Consider the following 15,004-nt stretch of genomic DNA (forward strand, 5'->3'; position numbering starts at 1 on the left):
GCCACTGTCACACGCCAGATTCGTAGATCGTATCGTGGCGTGCGCGGCCGGTGGGGTTATTGTTCGACAGGAGCCGGTCGATGGGCACAGCGTCTTACAAACTGTTGAAGGTTGTCGGCGGCCGGCTGCGCTACGCCGACGTGACAGCCTCATCCGAGTTCGGAGGCGGGTGCTCCATCAGCGTGTCCCCGACCGCGTTCGCGTGGCTCAAGAGCGCGTATGGGCCGGACGCCGAATGGCCGGAGTGCGACGCGCACCGGGCTGCGGCCGTCGCGGGTGCCGAGTTCGCCCTCCGGCACGTAGCCGACCGGGACGGCATCCCGGAGGCGCGGGTGGTCATCGACCGCATTCATACGGCCCCGGCCGACACCGTTCCGGACGATGTGGCGTATGCGGCGGTGTTCGCAGTGTGGCAGGCGCTCGGCGTAGAGGGCAGCCAACTCCCCGCCCTAACCGGCAAGCGCACCAAACCAGGCGCTTCACCTGACCCGTTCCGGCCCTTCGCCTTTTCTCCCGCGTGGCGATCCCCCACCGTTCTGGCGCTTGCGTCCCAGATGTACGAATCGCGCGACTTCGGCGCGATGCCGATCCTGGCCGACGCGCTCCAAGACGCCGGGTGCGACCGCGCCTATGTACTAGACCACTGCCGCAGTCCGGGGCCGCACGTGGGCGGGTGCTGGGTCGTGGACCTGGTGTTGGGCAAGGAGTAGCATCGAACAGAACCCGGCACCGGACCGTTGATAGCCGCAAGACTTCCCAACCGTGTCGCGGTGTGCGCGCCGGTGAGCTAATTGTTCGGCGGAGGCATTTGAGTGACGATCACGTTGCACGTGCGCAAAGTCCTCCACGATCCGACGCCATTCGTCAAAGGATTTCGGCTCGCTGTCGATGGGGCCTTACTGCTGTCGAATGACGATTTCCGCATCTACCAGGCGGACGAGTCCGGGCTGGAAGACGAACTCTCGCTTTGGATCGACGACCCGCTCGCCGCCACCAAGGTCCGCGAGGCGCTCCCCCAGCCACCGCCGAGCGGGTGGTGGTACTTCGGTCGGGCGTTAGTCCAGGCGTGGACCCGCCACGATCCCGGCGGTTGGGTGCTTCACGAGGTGATTTCGGTGTGGCTGGAGGAGCTGGGCGAGCGGCCGGTGAGCATCAAGGTCCGGCCGCACCCGTGGGGCTGGGATCGGCTCGGGTAGCTTGCAAAGGCCCGCCGAACCCGGCGCTACACCGGGCCGCTGTCAGTGAGTAGTTCGTAGACCGTGTCGCGGTGCGCGCGGCCAGTGAACTGGATGTTCGGCCACAAGAGGTATCCGGTGAAAGATCTCCCGAAGTGGCTTCGAGAGTATGGCGGCGAGCGAACGTCCTACGAGAGCTTCGGCGGTGCCCCGGACTGGTTCTGGGCCGCCATCGACGCGATCCGCGCCGCGCCCGAGCTCGCAGAAGCCGCCCTCAACAGTCTGCCTCGCGAACGGCTGAGGCAGTTCTACTTTGCTTACCGGGAGTTGACCGACGAGCTTTATGGTGACTACTGCGATGACGAGCGCGGGTGGCACGAGGACGACATCCTCACCGCTTCCTCGTGGGTCGTGAATCAGGGGGAGCCGTTCTACCGGGCTGTCTACGAGGACTTGCGGCTGTATCCCGATCCCTCCGAGGTGCCGCCGAGCGATCTGTCCGGGTTGGTCGCTGAAGTATCCCGGAAGCGATTTGGCGAGGAGTTGTGCGGCTGAGTCGGCAGCAAAGATAACTGAACCAGGTGCCGCACCGGACCCGGCCGCGTGATTTGTTTCTCATTGCCGAGCGCTCGCCCAACACGCTGCGCCGGGCTGGAGCAGATCCATGAATAATCTTGAGCCGACGGATTCACGGGATGACCCCAGAGTTGTACCGGATCGTTTGAAGCTGCCGTTCTCCTTTGACCCCAATTTGCTCGCGGGGGCGCTCGCTAACCTCGGCAGCACGTGGACGCCGCATTACGTTCCAGAAAACTATTCAGGCGACTGGAGCGTCATACCACTTCGCGCGCCCCGCGGAGAGACTCATCCCGTCCGTATGATCCACTCAGACCCGACTCAAAGGACTTTCGCCGACACACCCGATCTTCAGAACTCGCCTTACTTTCGCGAGGTGCTCTCTTCATTTCAGAGCACCGTTCTCGCTGCGCGGTTGATGCGCCTGGCTCCCGGGTCGGTGGTCAAGGAACACACCGACGTCGGTTTGCGATTTGAAGAGGGGCTTGTGCGCGTCCACATCCCGGTTCTCACGAACCCGGCCGTAGAGTTCTACCTGAACGGGTCGCGGGTTGTTTTGACAGCGGGAAGTTGCTGGTACCTCCGCCTGTCAGATCCCCACCGGGTGGCCAATCGGGGAACATCCGATCGCGTCCATCTGGTCGTCGATCTGAAAGTGAACGGTTGGTTAACGAAACTGTTTCGTTCCGAACTGTCTGCGCTCCGGGGGGAATGAAGGAGCTGCAACCGCTCCTGACAAATTGCCCCTTTTCAGGCTCCGGGTTCTTTCACCTCCCGACCCGAGCAAGGCCCCACGGGAAACAGCCGGGCTTGCACACAGTAGCGGACGGAGGGCACCCGGACTTGCGTCAGGCGCCGGATCGGGCATGCTGGTAGCGGTTCCAGAGGGCGACCGATGACCGAAACGGAATGGCTGGCAAGTGAAGAGCCGGAGCCGATGCTGGAGTTCGTCCGAGACAGCGCGTCTGAGCGAAAGTTACGATTGTTTGCGGTTTCAGCAATTTGGCCCCTTGTGGTGTCACTGGGTGATGCCGCGACCCAAAAAGTGGCCGAAGTGATTTCCGAAATTGCTGAGGGCACGTTGACCCAGAGTGACCTCCGGCATGAGCGGAACAAGATCGGGATTTTTAGCTACCCAACAGTTCCTGCTTCATCCGTGGCAGATTACGTTACGCGCGCTGCGGGATTGAGTTTGGACGCGAACCCTTTCAGAGCGGCGCTGAAGATGATATCTGCAGTCGCACATCTCGACATGGAGCTGGGCACCAACGGTTCAACCGATCCGATGTCCGGCAACTTGGATTCGACGGACCTCCGCCACCGGTGCCGTTGCCGACTTTCATCCCATGTCCGCGACATGTTCGGGAACCCGTTCAGGTCCACCGGCATCAAGCGGCACTGGCGAACGTCTACTGCCCTTACTCTCGCGTCCCAGATGTACGAATCTCGGGATTTCAGTGCGATGCCGATCCTGGCAGACGCGCTCCAGGACGCGGGGTGCGACAGCACCGATGTGTTGAGCCACTGCCGCGGTGATGGTCCGCACGTGCGCGGGTGCTGGGTTGTGGATCTGGTGCTCAGGAAGGAGTAGTTGCGCGAAGAGTATTCACCGCAGAGGGCGCAGAGAAAAGCGCGATTGGTTTTCTCCGCGCCCTCTCGTGCCCTCTGCGGTGAAATCGCCTTCGCGCAATTAAGCGGCCTGCTTCAGCGAGGCCATGTCGATGACGAAGCGGTACTTCACGTCGCCCTTGAGGAGCCGGTCGTAGGCCTCGTTGATCTTCTGGATCGGGATGAGTTCCACGTCGCTCGTGATCCCGCGCTCGGCGCAGAAGTCGAGCATCTCCTGCGTTTCCGCGATCCCCCCGATGCCGGACCCGGCGAACTGGCGCCGCGGCAGCAACAGGTTGAACGCCGCGACCGGCAGCGGCTTCTCCGGCGCCCCGACGAGGCACAGCGTGCCGTCGAGCTTCAGCAGCGACAGGTAGGCGTTGATGTCGTGCTCGGCCGAGACCGCGTCGAGCACGAAGTCGAAGCTGCTCGCGTGCTTCGCCATGTCCGCCGCGTTCTTCGATACCACGACCTCGTGGGCGCCGAGGCGCTTCCCGTCCTCGATCTTGTTCGGCGAGGTGGTGAACAGCACCACGTGCGCGCCGAACGCGCGGGCGAACTTCACCCCCATGTGCCCCAACCCGCCGAGGCCCACGATCCCGACCTTCTTGCCGGGGCCGGCCCCCCAGTGGCGCAGCGGCGAGTACGTGGTGATCCCGGCGCACAGCAGCGGGGCCACGGCCGCGAGGTTCGCCTTGTCCGAGACCTTCAGGGTGAACGCCTCGTCCACCACGATGCTCTCGGAGTACCCGCCGAAGGTGACGCCGCCGGAGTGCTTGTCCGGGGCGTTGTAGGTGAACGTGGGGAAGTGCGTGCAGTACTGCTCGAGCCCGCGGGTGCAGCTCGGGCAGGTGCGGCACGAATCGACCATGCACCCGACCGCGGCGAAATCGCCCGCCTTGAACTTCGTCACGTCCTTGCCGACCTTCGTCACGCGGCCAACGATTTCGTGCCCGGGGACGCACGGGTACGCGGTGCCCGCGAACTCGCTCCACTCGTTGCGCGCCTGGTGCAAGTCCGAGTGACACACGCCGCAGTACAGGATCTCGATCTGCACGTCGGTGGCGAGCGGTTCCCGGCGCGCGAACGAGAACGGCGCGAGCGGGGTCGTTGCGCTATGGGCCGCGAAAGCTCTTGTGCTCATTGCGAAATTTCCGTTCGAGTTAAAAAGGGACGGAGCCAACCGAGAATGGTGCGGACGCCGACACAAACTGTGATCCGCGCGAGTGTTATCCGATACCGCGCGGATCGTTTCGTGTTACACCACCGGACTACGACGCCCGATCGGGCCGGTTATTCACGGCGGTGCCAGTTTGTATGGAGAAATCGTAAGGTCGGGGGGCGGAAGCCGGTAACCTGATCGTGCGGGATCATTGCCTAATCCTGCACGACCTGCCGAACCGGGGTTCGGGACCGGTGCCGAGTGAAGCTTCTGTGAGGGGCGACTGTGGGTGACCAAAGGTTGAAGGACTTGGGCGCGGTGATCGACCGGCAAACGCGCACGGACGGCGTCCACCCGACAGTCGTGCCCGAACTGACGCTGTACCGGTTCTCCGCCCCGACGCAACCGACCGCGGTACTCTACGAACCGTCTCTGTGTCTGATCGCGCAGGGTAGCAAGGTGGTTCACCTCGCGGATGAAGTATACCGCTACGATCCGGCGCAGTTCCTGCTCGTTTCGGTGGATCTGCCGGTCACCGGGAAGATCATCGAGGGGTCGCCGGAGTTACCCTATCTCGCGCTGCGGATCGGCTTGGATGCAGGTGTGGTCGGGGAACTGGTAGCCGACGGCGCTGCGCCCGACTCACGCGGCACGCCCGATCGGGGACTAGCAGTCAGTCCCGTTGAGGCGCCGTTACTGGACGCCGTCACGCGGCTCGTCGATTTGCTGGAACGGCCACGCGACGTAACGGCACTCGCGCCGCTCGTGCTCCGCGAGATCACTTACCGGATACTGACGGGGGAGCAGGGCACGCGACTGCGCCAGATCACGGCCGTCGGCGGCCCGGCGCAGCGGATCGCGCGGGCGATTCGGTGGCTGAAGGACCACTTCGCCGAGCCGCTCAGCATCGACGCGCTGGCACGCGAAGTCCGCATGAGCGCCTCGGCGCTTCACCACCACTTCAAACGGGTGACCGCGCTCAGCCCGCTCCAGTACCAGAAGCGGCTCCGGCTCCAGGAAGCCCGGCGCCTGATGCTCGGCGAGGGACTGGACGCGGCTTCGGCGGCGTTCCGCGTGGGGTACGAAAGCCCGTCCCAGTTCAGCCGCGAGTACCGCCGACTCTTCGGCGCGCCACCGAAAGCGGACGTCGCGTCGCTCCAGCAGGAGCCCGTGCCCCTTCGGGTGTGATGTTCGGCGTCCCGAATGTGCGGAGGGACGTAACCCGCCTGCTCGCTTTGTTCCAAGCACGTTACATTGCGGGCACTTGGCGAGCCATCACCACCCCAGCTTTTGCACCTGATCTTTATCGCGCTGGGGTGTGACCAGTGCCGTCAGGTCCGACCGTCGCGCTCCGAGTAACCCGACCCGGATACCATTTCGTCGCAGTTCGGCCGTCGCTCGCACGTTCACGACGCACAGTAAGATCGTACCCCCGCCCACGAGGAACTGACACAGGCCGAGCGCGACCGCCGTGGTCCGGCTGTACAGCATTGAGGCGAGCGCGATCATGACGCCCAGCGCGACCAAACTGAGGATTACCGCGGCGACGATACCGAAAACCACGATGGGCGGCGCGGAAGGGCCGTCCATTTGATCGGTGAGGATGGCCGCAGTGACCCACCCGGCGGCGATCAGGATCTGGAGCAGGATGACCCGGATCAGCCATTTCTGGTACCGCGCGATCGCTACCAGCTCCACGTCCGGTCGGTCCCGCACGGTTTCTGGCCCCGCAGTTGGGGCGGAACGGGCCGGGCGCGGGGCGGCGCGGTGTGTCGCCGGTAACAACTCATCGAGCGGGCGCTCGAACAGCGGTCCATCGCTCACGGGCGATCTCCCGGTAGGGCGTTAATACGGCATATCCGACCGCATACTTTACATCCGCGTTCGAGTCGGAGCGATGGAGATTTGGGCGCTCCACAGATCGGTCACAGTGCGAATGGCGGATCGCGCAAGGTCTTCGGGATAGACTGGGCAGAGGGAGCTGTCGTGACCGGTAACGTCGATGAGTGGCGCGTTCCCGTTACCCTGCTGGGCCGGAGGTGCTGATGGACCCGTTCAACTCAAGGGGAGAACTGTCGCCCGAGGAACAGGTGTGGCAGGACATCCTGGAACGCGCTTACGCGGCTGTTGACGCGCGCGACCCGGCCGGCGTGATTGCAGCGGTGACCGGTCACCCGCGGTTCGCGAGCACCTTCTGGTCGCTTCCACTGCTTCAGTACGCGATCGAATCCGGTGCCGTCGGTGTGGTAGGTGCTTTGTTGGGCGCAGGGGTGCCCGCCGATGCGGTGGACGAACTCGGGGCGACCCCGCTGATGATTGCGGCGGCCGTGGGGAACATCGAGATCGTCCGGCTGCTGCTCGATGACGGGGCCGACCCGAACGTCCTCCCGGAGCAGCACGACCGGGACGTCGATCCGGGTCGGTGCGGCCGCAGCGCGCTATACGAAGCCCTCATCCGGGGGCACCGAGCGGTAATCGACCTGCTCACTCCGGTCACCCGCTCGGATATCCGCTCCCTGGCCGACGAAGCCGCCGCACGTGACCGTTCCCAACGCAGTTGATGGTCGCCTCACGACGGGCCGGGATTCACGCGCACCATGTCCCCCTCGGGATCGGTGCGGCGCTCGATTTGCAACCCGTCGATGGCCCGGATCACCTCCTTCTGGGCGGCCAGAACCGTGTTCAGCCGACCGTTGTCGGTGAGGGACGTGGCCCGGAGCTCGTCGTACCGGTCGAGCCGGTTGGTGGCGGTGCGCTCGGGCACAACGACGTTGCGCCCGAGGAGGTGGGCGCGGATCTCGGGGATGGACCGGTGCTCGGCGTACCGGAGCCGCCCGATGAGGGCGATCACGTCGAGCCCGAACTCGTGCCGGGGTAGCGCGACGGCCCCTTCGACCTCGGGTCGGTACGGCTTCTTGTAGGCGCCGCACGCGGTGGTGCGGCACCGACGGATGGTCAGGTGGAGGCGGGTGACGCCGGCCAGGGTGTGAACCGTTCGGCGGTTGGCGTGGTCGGCCCACATGGGCCGCGCGCGGTGCGGGCACGCGGTTCGCCCCGGCGTCAGGTCCCGGGTGATCGTCGGCTCGGCCGACTTCCGAGTCTTCATCGGCACGCCCTCCGGGGGCGACTGGAAGCCTGTCCCGACCGCAACTTATGGTCCGGTCGCGTTTGCCGGACTAGGTTTTTTGGCTTATTGGTGCGACGGTTCGGTTCAGCCCGAGTGGGAGCATTCAGATGAGTGGATGCGCGGAAGGCTAAACTCGTAATAACACATTTCTTCGATCGCGCCGCCCGCACGCGGTTTCGCTTCGCTCCGCACGTGTCGATACCCGCGCGAGAGGTAAAATCGCCGGGCGTTCGGATTGAAGCCGGAACAACTCAACCACGCGCGGTCGTACCCGGCCGAAGCAATTTCCCGTTCGCCGTGGTAGAGCAGGGCGGTGCCGACACCTTGTGATTGTGCGGCCGGATCGACCCATAGCCCGTTGATCTCGTCCTTTGTGGGTTGCACGAGGCCGACCACGGTCCCATCGATCTCAGCGACGGTCATTTCGGGCCAGTATTTCGGATACCACTCGTTCTCGAAATCGCGCGCGAGCCATTCACGAACAAATTCGTCCGGCGCGGACTCCTTAAACGCGCTCGACCAGGAGCGCTGAGCGAGGGCAATGAGATGGGGAAGGTCGCTTTCGCGAGCGGGGCGGAGATTCACCATAGGGGAACGACTCGTGCGGCTGAAATGCGAGGCGCTCATGACATACTCGGCGCGTTGACCCAGAGGCAGTAACACGCCCACGCACCGATTGCCAGTGACATGACTCCCGCGACCACAAAGCCCCGCGGAGAGCGACGCCCTCGCTCCATCGATTGCAGCGCTTTATCGGGCGCGAGAAGGGCGCCCGTTCCTTTGAGAACCAGGAGCCACCCGAACCCGGTAATTACCGCTCCGGGCCACGCCCAGGAGCCGTGCCCGGCGACGATCACCGCGCCGGTTAACAGACTCAATCCGCCGTTGGCGAAGGCCCCGGGGCGCCCGCAAGCGTGCAACTGGCGGAACGCCTCGCCCCAATCCCGGGGCCGCAGTAAGTGGGATGCGCCGATGGGGAGTGATGTGATCGCCACGAACCACTCGACGGCGCGTTCCACGCTTCCCTCCGGGGCGGCATTCAACAAAGGGTCGCAATGATTCCGGTCAGCCCGGCGCCGATGAAAGCGATCGCGGCCAGGCACCCTTTGGGCTTCATGTCTGGTTTCGCTGCGCGCAGTCGGTCCGTGTAAGTTTGGAGATCTTCTCCGGTTTCCGTCCATTCACAGTCGCGGAACGGGACGTGTTTGCGGCACCCGCAGCAGAACGTCGCGTCGGCCATGTACATGTACGGATTCTTGAGGTAGCTCCGGATGATCTCCTCGGGCATTCCAGTGGCCACGCCGCACTTTCGGTGGACGTACACTTGGGGCACGCCCTCAAGGTCGCCGTCCTCGCGCTCCTCTTCGGGTAAGGTGGCGTAGTCGGTTTGCTGCCCGTCGGGGCGGGCCTTGCGGTGCGCGGCTTCGTGCGCCGCGAATTCGGCTCGGTCGATGTACTCGTGGCAATAGGGGCAACGAACTTGGGCCATTCTGCGATCTCCGCGTTGGGCGTGAGCGATTACGTGATTTGGCGGGGGCAACTACTGACAGTAAGCTAGTGGCATCGGGAAACAATCTTGGCCAAACAGCGTCCAACTAGGCACGTTTTTCAGGCGCAGACTCATCTTCTAACTCTTCCAGAAACTTGCGCCGGCGCCTTTGTTCTGCGGTCAGTTGGGGACGAAAGTCGCGACCGATTAGCCAACCGGCAAACAGACCGAGTGGGACGGCGAATCCGAGCATGGGGAGCCCGTTGTTCTCGAATTTGCTTCCCAACATCTCCGGCTGAAAAAGAAGCATGCACGATACGAAGAATGCCTCCATGACGACGAGACCGATGACTGCGTCCCCAACCGGACCGAAACGCTGCGACAACCCCCGTCCGGCCCAAATTATTACTCCACACACAAACCCCATCCCGAAGATCGCAGCCGCGAATCCTCCTGTTTCACCCCATTCGACTGTACCAACGGTTCCCCGTATCACCGCCGAAGCGAGGTTTGTGGCAGTGGCGATTGTGAGGACGCTGCCCCCGATCAGACCGAACTGCCACCATTGATTCGGACGCATCTAAATGCACCTCAGTTATTTAACGACTGAACTCACCTGATCGGTTGCTTGGCGAACTGCGGCGTTTAGAAAGTCTACACGTCGTTCCCGATTTGGTTCGCGCCGGAATTCCGGCCGGATCTCAATTCGGTTTGCGCCCGCCTCAATTTCGTACACGCGATTGGACTTCTTGCACAGTGTGACTTACGGTTCAAACGGCAACTTCTCGGAACTCGCACCCCGCGCGGACCGTCCTCCCGCCCGGGACAGGTTATCAAACGCATGAACTGGCTCCGCGAGCCCGACGGCGAACCGCTGCCCGGCTACCGACTCATCGAACCCATCGGGACCGGTGGGTTCGGCGAAGTGTGGAAGTGCGTCGCGCCCGGCGGCATTCATAAGGCAATCAAGTTCGTCTACGGTAATCTCAACGCCCTCGACGGCGACGACGCGCGCGCCGTGCAGGAACTGAAGGCGCTCGAGCGCGTCAAACAGGTGCGGCACCCGTTCGTCGTGTCCATCGAGCAGATCCAGGACGTCGGCGGCGAACTCGTCATCGTGATGGAACTGGCCGACCGGAACCTGCACGAGTGCCTGGTCGAGTACCAGGGTGCCGGGCGGCCCGGCATCCCGCGAGACATCCTCCTGGGGTTCCTCGACGACGCGGCCGTCGGTCTGGACCACCTGATCGAGAAGCACAACCTCCAGCACCTCGACGTGAAGCCGCGCAACCTGTTCATGGTCGCGGACCGTGTGAAGGTCGCGGACTTCGGGCTGGTGAAGCAACTCGAGCGCTCCAGTTCGTCCGGACTGATGGGCGGCGTCACGCCCATTTACGCGGCCCCGGAAACGTTCCAGAACAAGATCAGCAAGCACTCGGACCAGTACAGCCTCGCGGTCGTGTACGTCGAGTTGCTCACCGGGAAGCGCCCCTTTGCCGGCAAGAACATCCGGCAACTCGCGCTCCAGCACATGTCCGAACCGCCGGACCTGTCGATGCTCCCGGAGGTCGACCAGCCGGTAGTAGCCCGGGCGCTGGCGAAGAACCCGGACGAGCGCTGGCCGAGCTGCACTGCGTTCATTCGCGCGCTCGGCGGTCCGCGGGACGCGACCGGTAGTAGCGGCGGGACCGAGGCCGGGAGCGGCGTGCGCGAGCCGGGAGCGTGGGCCAAGGTCGGGCGCACCGTTCACGACGTGGAACTGACGCCCCCAGCGCCGGTTCGCGGGGGCGCGGCCGTGATGTCGGGCGCGCCGCGGCCCCAACCGACACCGCACGAACACCCGGAGATCGACGAAGACCACCTGCTCGGTGTGACCGCGACGCAAAAAGACCTGGGCGTGCTGCGGCCGACGATCCTCATCGGTGTGGGGAGCTTCGGGCGCCGGGCGCTGCAAGAGATCCGGTGCCGGCTCACGGACCGCGTCGGCGACGTGGTCCAGGTGCCGTGCTTCCGTTTCCTCTACGTCGATTGCGACCCCGACGCGGTCACCAAGGCCGTGAGCGCGCCGCCCGACGTCGCGCTCGGGACCGACGAAGTGTTCCCGGTGCCGCTGCAACCGGTCACGCAGTACCGGCGCCGGCAACTCGATCAGATCCTCGACTGGTTACCGCGCGAGAAACTGTACGCGATCCCGCGGAGCCTGCGGGCCGGAGGCGCCCGGTCGCTCGGGCGCCTCGCGTTCTGCGACAACTATCTGCGGTTCGTCACGCGGTTGCGGCGCGAGTTCCAGATCGCGACGCATCCGGAATCGCTCGCGCAATCGTCCGATCAGACCGGGCTGACGGTTCGCGGGAGCACCCCGCAGGTGTACGTGTTCGCCAGCGCGAGCGGCGGGTCCGGCGGGATGCTCGTGGACCTCGGGTACGCGGTGCGCCGGGTGCTCGCGCGGGTGACGCCGGTCGACGCTCCCGTAACCGCGTTCGTGTACGCGGCGGCTCCCGACGACCCGAACTCGACGGACGCGGAACTCGCGAACTTGTACGCCACGATCACCGAACTGAACCACTTCTCCGATCCGGAGGTGTCGTTCACCGCGCAGTACGGCGGTCACGAGGGACCGAAGGTCGAGAGCCGCGGGCTGCCGTTCACGTCCACGTACCTGATGCCGATGTCGGAGCGCAGCGCCGGTTCGTTCCGGGACTGCCTCTCGCACCTCGCGGGGTACGTGTCGCACGATATGACGACGCCGCTCGGCCCGGTGCTGGAACAGCTCCGCACCCGGCCCGTCGGGTTCGATCGCAGCCCGTTCCGCTCGTTCGGCACGTATGGCGTGTGGTTCCCGCGCGGGCTGCTCCTCCGGGCCGCGGCGCAGAAGATCTGCATCCGGCTCCTGAAGGAATGGAAGGTGGACGCGGATCCCGCCGACCCGACCCCCGTACAGCACGTCGTCGGGCACGCGGTCAACGATCCGCGCCTGAAGCCGGACGCGGTGCGGGCGCAAATCGAACAGGAAGCGGTCCGCGGGCCGGACGGCGGACCCGGCGACCAGATCGAGCGCTGGCTGAGTGGACTGGAAGCGCAACTCAACGGCTCGGTCCGCCGGCCCGACGCGGCGGCGTGGTCGCGAGCCGTGTGGGAACAGGCGCGCGATCTGATCGGCACGCGCCCGATGGGGGAGCAGGACAGCAGCGTGCGCCGGAGCCGCACCTCGAAGATGCTGGAGGAATCGGTCAAGCGCGTCGCGGAGATGTGGGGGAACGAGTTCGCAGAGGTCGTGCGCCCCTTAGAGGAATACCCCGGGCGCAGACTGGGAGCGATCAGTGTCGCTCTGAAAAAGCTCGCTGCGGCGTCCTCGGAGTGGGCCAACGCCGCCGACGCTCGTGCCCAACAACTCGCGGTGAAAGCGCGCCAGGCGAAGAGCGACGTGCAGTCTGCTCACGACGTGTGCCAGGCCGGGAGCGGTACGTTCAGCTTCTTCGGCGGGCGCAGCGGGCGCAGCATGCGGCACTTCCTCGATCAGGTTCGCGTGTTCGCGCACATCCGGTTGCAGGAAGACTTGGCGGACGCGGTCGCGAAGTTCTATCGGGCGCTCCGCGCCCGGATCGAGGACCGGGCGCGGGAACTCGCGTACTGCCGCACGCGGATGGAACTGCTCGTCGACGTGATGGAGTCCCCGCTCGCGAACCTACCCCCGTCGTCGGACACGCCGGTCGCGCTCTCAGAAGAGGCGCTCCAGCAGACGCTCCGCCCGACGAACACTCTGAATGTGGTGCTCCCCGCGGGCGAAACGCACATCGAGCGCTCGGCCAAGAAGATCGTGGCTTCGGTCAAGTCGGAGGACGTGCTCCGGTTGGAGGTCGCGCTCCAGAAACTGGTACTCGAACCGCGCGGCGGTCTGACGGCGCTGTGCCAAATGAACGCGGACATGGGCCGCACGCTGGTCGCTCCGATGGTCGAGCAGACCACGGCGTTCCTGAGCGACTTGCTCCCGGTGACGGACGTGACGGAAGTGGAAGTCTCGACGTCCCGCGCGCGGAAAGTGGACATGAGCGCTCGGATCAAGGACTACCACGAGCGCTCGGCCCCGGCATGCGGTTCCGAAGCCGGCGCACAGACGTTCGTACTGGTCCCCGAAACGGAGTCGGGCAGCGCGTTCGCCGCGATGGTCAAGAAGTCCGTACCGGCCGCGACGACGATCGCGGTGAACGGCGCTGCGACGGATTTGATGTTCTGCCGCGAGCACGGGAACCTGATGCCGGCGGAAGTGGCTGCGATCCTGTCGGCGTGTCAGCCGGCGTACTACGAAGCACTCGCGACCACGCAGACGTCGCCGCACTCCCGGTTCGACGTGACCGAGTGGTTACCGCTTTCGGAGTAGGCGCTGACCGACGGCTACGGCCAGCGCCTGGGTGACACTTACTTCTTGCCGATCGCGTAGAGGTGCGTTTTCGTTCGCAGGAACAGTTCGTTGTCCGCGAAGGCGGGGGACGCCATGAACCCGCCGTCGAGTCGATTTTCCGTTACGAGTGTGTACGAATCTTCGTCGGCCTTCACCACGAACGTTTTGCCGATCTGATTGCAGAAGTATACGTTTCCGCCGGCGAGTACGGGGGAGGATGAGAACTCGCCGTCGAGCCGTTCGGTCCACACTACCTTGCCGGTCGCGGTTTCCAGGCACGACGCGATACCGGTATCGGACACCATGAACAGCCGGTCCCCGGCCACCAAGAGCGACGGTCGCGTGGACACGTTCTTCGCGACCTGCCACGAAATCGCTTCCTTCGGTACTGCGCCCGCCAGTCCTTCGGGCTTCACCGCGAACAGTTTGCCCGTGTGCCCGCTGGTCAGGTACATCAGCCCGTTGGCCATGACGGGCCGGGCCGCGCCGTTCATTCCGCCGTGTGTGAGGCGCCACAGTTCTGCGCCGGTCTTCGGGTCGTAGGCCATCGTGCATTCGGCCGACGGGCACACCAACCACTGCGCCCCGCCAACCGTGAACAGCACCGGGGTGCCGTAAGCCTTCTTGTAGTCGCCGTTGTCGGTCGAATACTTGATCTTCCGGTCGGTGGTCCACACCGTTTTGCCGGTCCGCTTGTCGAGCGCGGTAACGAACTGGTAATCGGCCCCGTCGAGTACGAGGTACAGGAGGTCGCCGTACACGACCGGCGATGACGCGGCGCCGCGGAAGTGGTCGCACTTCAAATCGACTCGCTCCCACAACACTTTGCCGGTCGAGGTGTCGACGCAGAACGTCCCGGGGCTGCCGAAGTGCGCGTACACCCGGTCCCCTTCGATGAACGGCGTCGGGGACGCGAAGCTGTTGAACGGGTGGCAGTATTGGGGCTTCTGATCGACGTGCAACTTGACGTCGTGCAGCACCTTCCCGCTTTTACGATCCACGCACACCGCGAAGTATGTCACTTCTTTGACCGGGTTGGCCGGGGGACCGCCCTTGACCGGCTTTGGGTTGGGGTCGAGTACCTCGTCGGCCGTCGTCACCCATACTTGGTCCCCAAGCACGATGGGTGACGACCACCCTTTCCCGTGGATCGCGGTCTTCCAGACGACGTTCTGCTTCTCGCTCCATTTTGTCGGCGCGTTCGCCCCGGCGAAGTGCCCGTCGGCGGTGGGGCCGCGGTACCCGGGCCACGAGTCCGCAGCGTAAAGTTGCGGACCGGCGAGAAGACTCAAGGCAGCGAGCAGCAAACGGATGCGCATGGGGAGGGTTCCGATTAGGCGGGTGAGCCGGTTCAGACTACCGTGAAGATAAACGGGTTACAACGGACAAGCGGCCGGCGGAGGGGTAAACTGCTGGCGAACCCGATTGAAGAACCCTCACCTTCTCTCTGAAGGGGAGGGGGAAAACA

16 protein-coding genes are annotated in these 15,004 nt (G+C 64.7%); 8 read left to right on the top strand and 8 right to left on the bottom strand.

What is annotated here, in order from left to right:
• The first annotated feature begins 80 nt into the window (after nucleotides 1–80).
• From VT84_RS40115 to VT84_RS40820, 5 genes are all read left to right on the top strand, one after another.
• Complete coding sequence (locus tag VT84_RS40115) at nucleotides 81–710, top strand: hypothetical protein (protein ID WP_204249855.1); 630 nt, start codon at nucleotides 81–83, stop codon at nucleotides 708–710.
• Between the two features lie 102 nt (nucleotides 711–812).
• Complete coding sequence (locus VT84_RS13935) at nucleotides 813–1,196, top strand: hypothetical protein (RefSeq protein WP_082839980.1); 384 nt, start codon at nucleotides 813–815, stop codon at nucleotides 1,194–1,196.
• Between the two features lie 84 nt (nucleotides 1,197–1,280).
• Nucleotides 1,281–1,730, top strand: coding sequence for a hypothetical protein (locus tag VT84_RS13940; RefSeq protein ID WP_082839981.1), 450 nt, complete (start codon nucleotides 1,281–1,283; stop codon nucleotides 1,728–1,730).
• A gap of 109 nt (nucleotides 1,731–1,839) precedes the next feature.
• Complete coding sequence (locus VT84_RS13945) at nucleotides 1,840–2,466, top strand: aspartyl/asparaginyl beta-hydroxylase domain-containing protein (RefSeq protein WP_082839982.1); 627 nt, start codon at nucleotides 1,840–1,842, stop codon at nucleotides 2,464–2,466.
• A gap of 510 nt (nucleotides 2,467–2,976) precedes the next feature.
• The gene (locus tag VT84_RS40820) at nucleotides 2,977–3,342 is read left to right on the top strand and encodes a hypothetical protein (protein WP_239465836.1); all 366 of its coding nucleotides are present in this window, start codon (nucleotides 2,977–2,979) and stop codon (nucleotides 3,340–3,342) included.
• Nucleotides 3,343–3,441: 99 nt separating this feature from the next.
• Here VT84_RS40820 and VT84_RS13955 read toward each other — a convergent pair whose 3' ends face one another.
• Nucleotides 3,442–4,503: an NAD(P)-dependent alcohol dehydrogenase gene (locus VT84_RS13955; RefSeq protein ID WP_082839983.1), complete on the bottom strand. Its 1,062-nt coding sequence runs from the start codon at nucleotides 4,501–4,503 to the stop codon at nucleotides 3,442–3,444.
• Between the two features lie 303 nt (nucleotides 4,504–4,806).
• On the opposite strand from VT84_RS13955, the gene VT84_RS13960 reads away from it, so the two are divergent.
• Nucleotides 4,807–5,709 carry an AraC family transcriptional regulator gene (locus VT84_RS13960; RefSeq protein WP_082839984.1) on the top strand — a complete coding sequence of 301 codons (903 nt, stop codon included), beginning with the start codon at nucleotides 4,807–4,809 and terminating at the stop codon, nucleotides 5,707–5,709.
• A gap of 87 nt (nucleotides 5,710–5,796) precedes the next feature.
• Here the strand turns inward: VT84_RS13960 and VT84_RS13965 are convergent, their stop codons facing one another.
• Entirely contained in the window at nucleotides 5,797–6,345 is a 549-nt protein-coding gene (locus VT84_RS13965) for a hypothetical protein (RefSeq protein ID WP_052558072.1), read from the bottom strand.
• A gap of 221 nt (nucleotides 6,346–6,566) precedes the next feature.
• On the opposite strand from VT84_RS13965, the gene VT84_RS13970 reads away from it, so the two are divergent.
• Nucleotides 6,567–7,082 carry an ankyrin repeat domain-containing protein gene (locus tag VT84_RS13970; protein ID WP_082839985.1) on the top strand — a complete coding sequence of 172 codons (516 nt, stop codon included), beginning with the start codon at nucleotides 6,567–6,569 and terminating at the stop codon, nucleotides 7,080–7,082.
• An 8-nt stretch (nucleotides 7,083–7,090) separates the two neighbouring features.
• Here VT84_RS13970 and VT84_RS13975 read toward each other — a convergent pair whose 3' ends face one another.
• The 5 genes from VT84_RS13975 to VT84_RS13995 form a co-directional block, all read right to left on the bottom strand.
• Nucleotides 7,091–7,627 carry a hypothetical protein gene (locus VT84_RS13975; RefSeq protein WP_082839986.1) on the bottom strand — a complete coding sequence of 179 codons (537 nt, stop codon included), beginning with the start codon at nucleotides 7,625–7,627 and terminating at the stop codon, nucleotides 7,091–7,093.
• Nucleotides 7,628–7,732: 105 nt separating this feature from the next.
• Nucleotides 7,733–8,275, bottom strand: coding sequence for a GNAT family N-acetyltransferase (locus tag VT84_RS13980; RefSeq protein ID WP_082839987.1), 543 nt, complete (start codon nucleotides 8,273–8,275; stop codon nucleotides 7,733–7,735).
• Nucleotides 8,272–8,667: a hypothetical protein gene (locus VT84_RS13985; RefSeq protein WP_082839988.1), complete on the bottom strand. Its 396-nt coding sequence runs from the start codon at nucleotides 8,665–8,667 to the stop codon at nucleotides 8,272–8,274. The genes VT84_RS13980 and VT84_RS13985 overlap by 4 nt, the downstream gene beginning before the upstream one ends.
• 20 nt (nucleotides 8,668–8,687) lie before the next feature.
• On the bottom strand, nucleotides 8,688–9,137 hold the full coding sequence (locus VT84_RS13990) for a hypothetical protein (protein WP_052558063.1): 450 nt from the start codon (nucleotides 9,135–9,137) through the stop codon (nucleotides 8,688–8,690).
• 106 nt (nucleotides 9,138–9,243) lie between these two features.
• Nucleotides 9,244–9,717: a hypothetical protein gene (locus VT84_RS13995; RefSeq protein ID WP_082839989.1), complete on the bottom strand. Its 474-nt coding sequence runs from the start codon at nucleotides 9,715–9,717 to the stop codon at nucleotides 9,244–9,246.
• Between the two features lie 261 nt (nucleotides 9,718–9,978).
• Between VT84_RS13995 and VT84_RS14000 the strand changes: the two genes are divergently transcribed.
• Entirely contained in the window at nucleotides 9,979–13,515 is a 3,537-nt protein-coding gene (locus VT84_RS14000; protein WP_082839990.1) for a tubulin-like doman-containing protein, read from the top strand.
• Nucleotides 13,516–13,553: 38 nt separating this feature from the next.
• On the opposite strand, the gene VT84_RS14005 is transcribed toward VT84_RS14000, so the two are convergent.
• A complete protein-coding gene (locus tag VT84_RS14005; RefSeq protein WP_082839991.1) occupies nucleotides 13,554–14,855 on the bottom strand; it encodes a PQQ-like beta-propeller repeat protein in 1,302 nt (433 codons plus the stop codon).
• Nucleotides 14,856–15,004: the final 149 nt, after the last annotated feature.

The organism is Gemmata sp. SH-PL17, assembly GCF_001610855.1.
GTDB lineage: Bacteria > Planctomycetota > Planctomycetia > Gemmatales > Gemmataceae > Gemmata > Gemmata massiliana.

Coding starts and splice junctions, on each gene's coding strand:
- VT84_RS40115 (WP_204249855.1), top strand. CDS start 81: ATGGGCACAGCGTCTTACAAACTGTTGAAGGTTGTCGGCGGCCGGCTG.
- VT84_RS13945 (WP_082839982.1), top strand. CDS start 1,840: ATGAATAATCTTGAGCCGACGGATTCACGGGATGACCCCAGAGTTGTA.
- VT84_RS40820 (WP_239465836.1), top strand. CDS start 2,977: ATGATATCTGCAGTCGCACATCTCGACATGGAGCTGGGCACCAACGGT.
- VT84_RS13955 (WP_082839983.1), bottom strand. CDS start 4,503: ATGAGCACAAGAGCTTTCGCGGCCCATAGCGCAACGACCCCGCTCGCG.
- VT84_RS13970 (WP_082839985.1), top strand. CDS start 6,567: ATGGACCCGTTCAACTCAAGGGGAGAACTGTCGCCCGAGGAACAGGTG.
- VT84_RS13975 (WP_082839986.1), bottom strand. CDS start 7,627: ATGAAGACTCGGAAGTCGGCCGAGCCGACGATCACCCGGGACCTGACG.
- VT84_RS13980 (WP_082839987.1), bottom strand. CDS start 8,275: ATGAGCGCCTCGCATTTCAGCCGCACGAGTCGTTCCCCTATGGTGAAT.
- VT84_RS13990 (WP_052558063.1), bottom strand. CDS start 9,137: ATGGCCCAAGTTCGTTGCCCCTATTGCCACGAGTACATCGACCGAGCC.
- VT84_RS13995 (WP_082839989.1), bottom strand. CDS start 9,717: ATGCGTCCGAATCAATGGTGGCAGTTCGGTCTGATCGGGGGCAGCGTC.
- VT84_RS14000 (WP_082839990.1), top strand. CDS start 9,979: ATGAACTGGCTCCGCGAGCCCGACGGCGAACCGCTGCCCGGCTACCGA.
- VT84_RS14005 (WP_082839991.1), bottom strand. CDS start 14,855: ATGCGCATCCGTTTGCTGCTCGCTGCCTTGAGTCTTCTCGCCGGTCCG.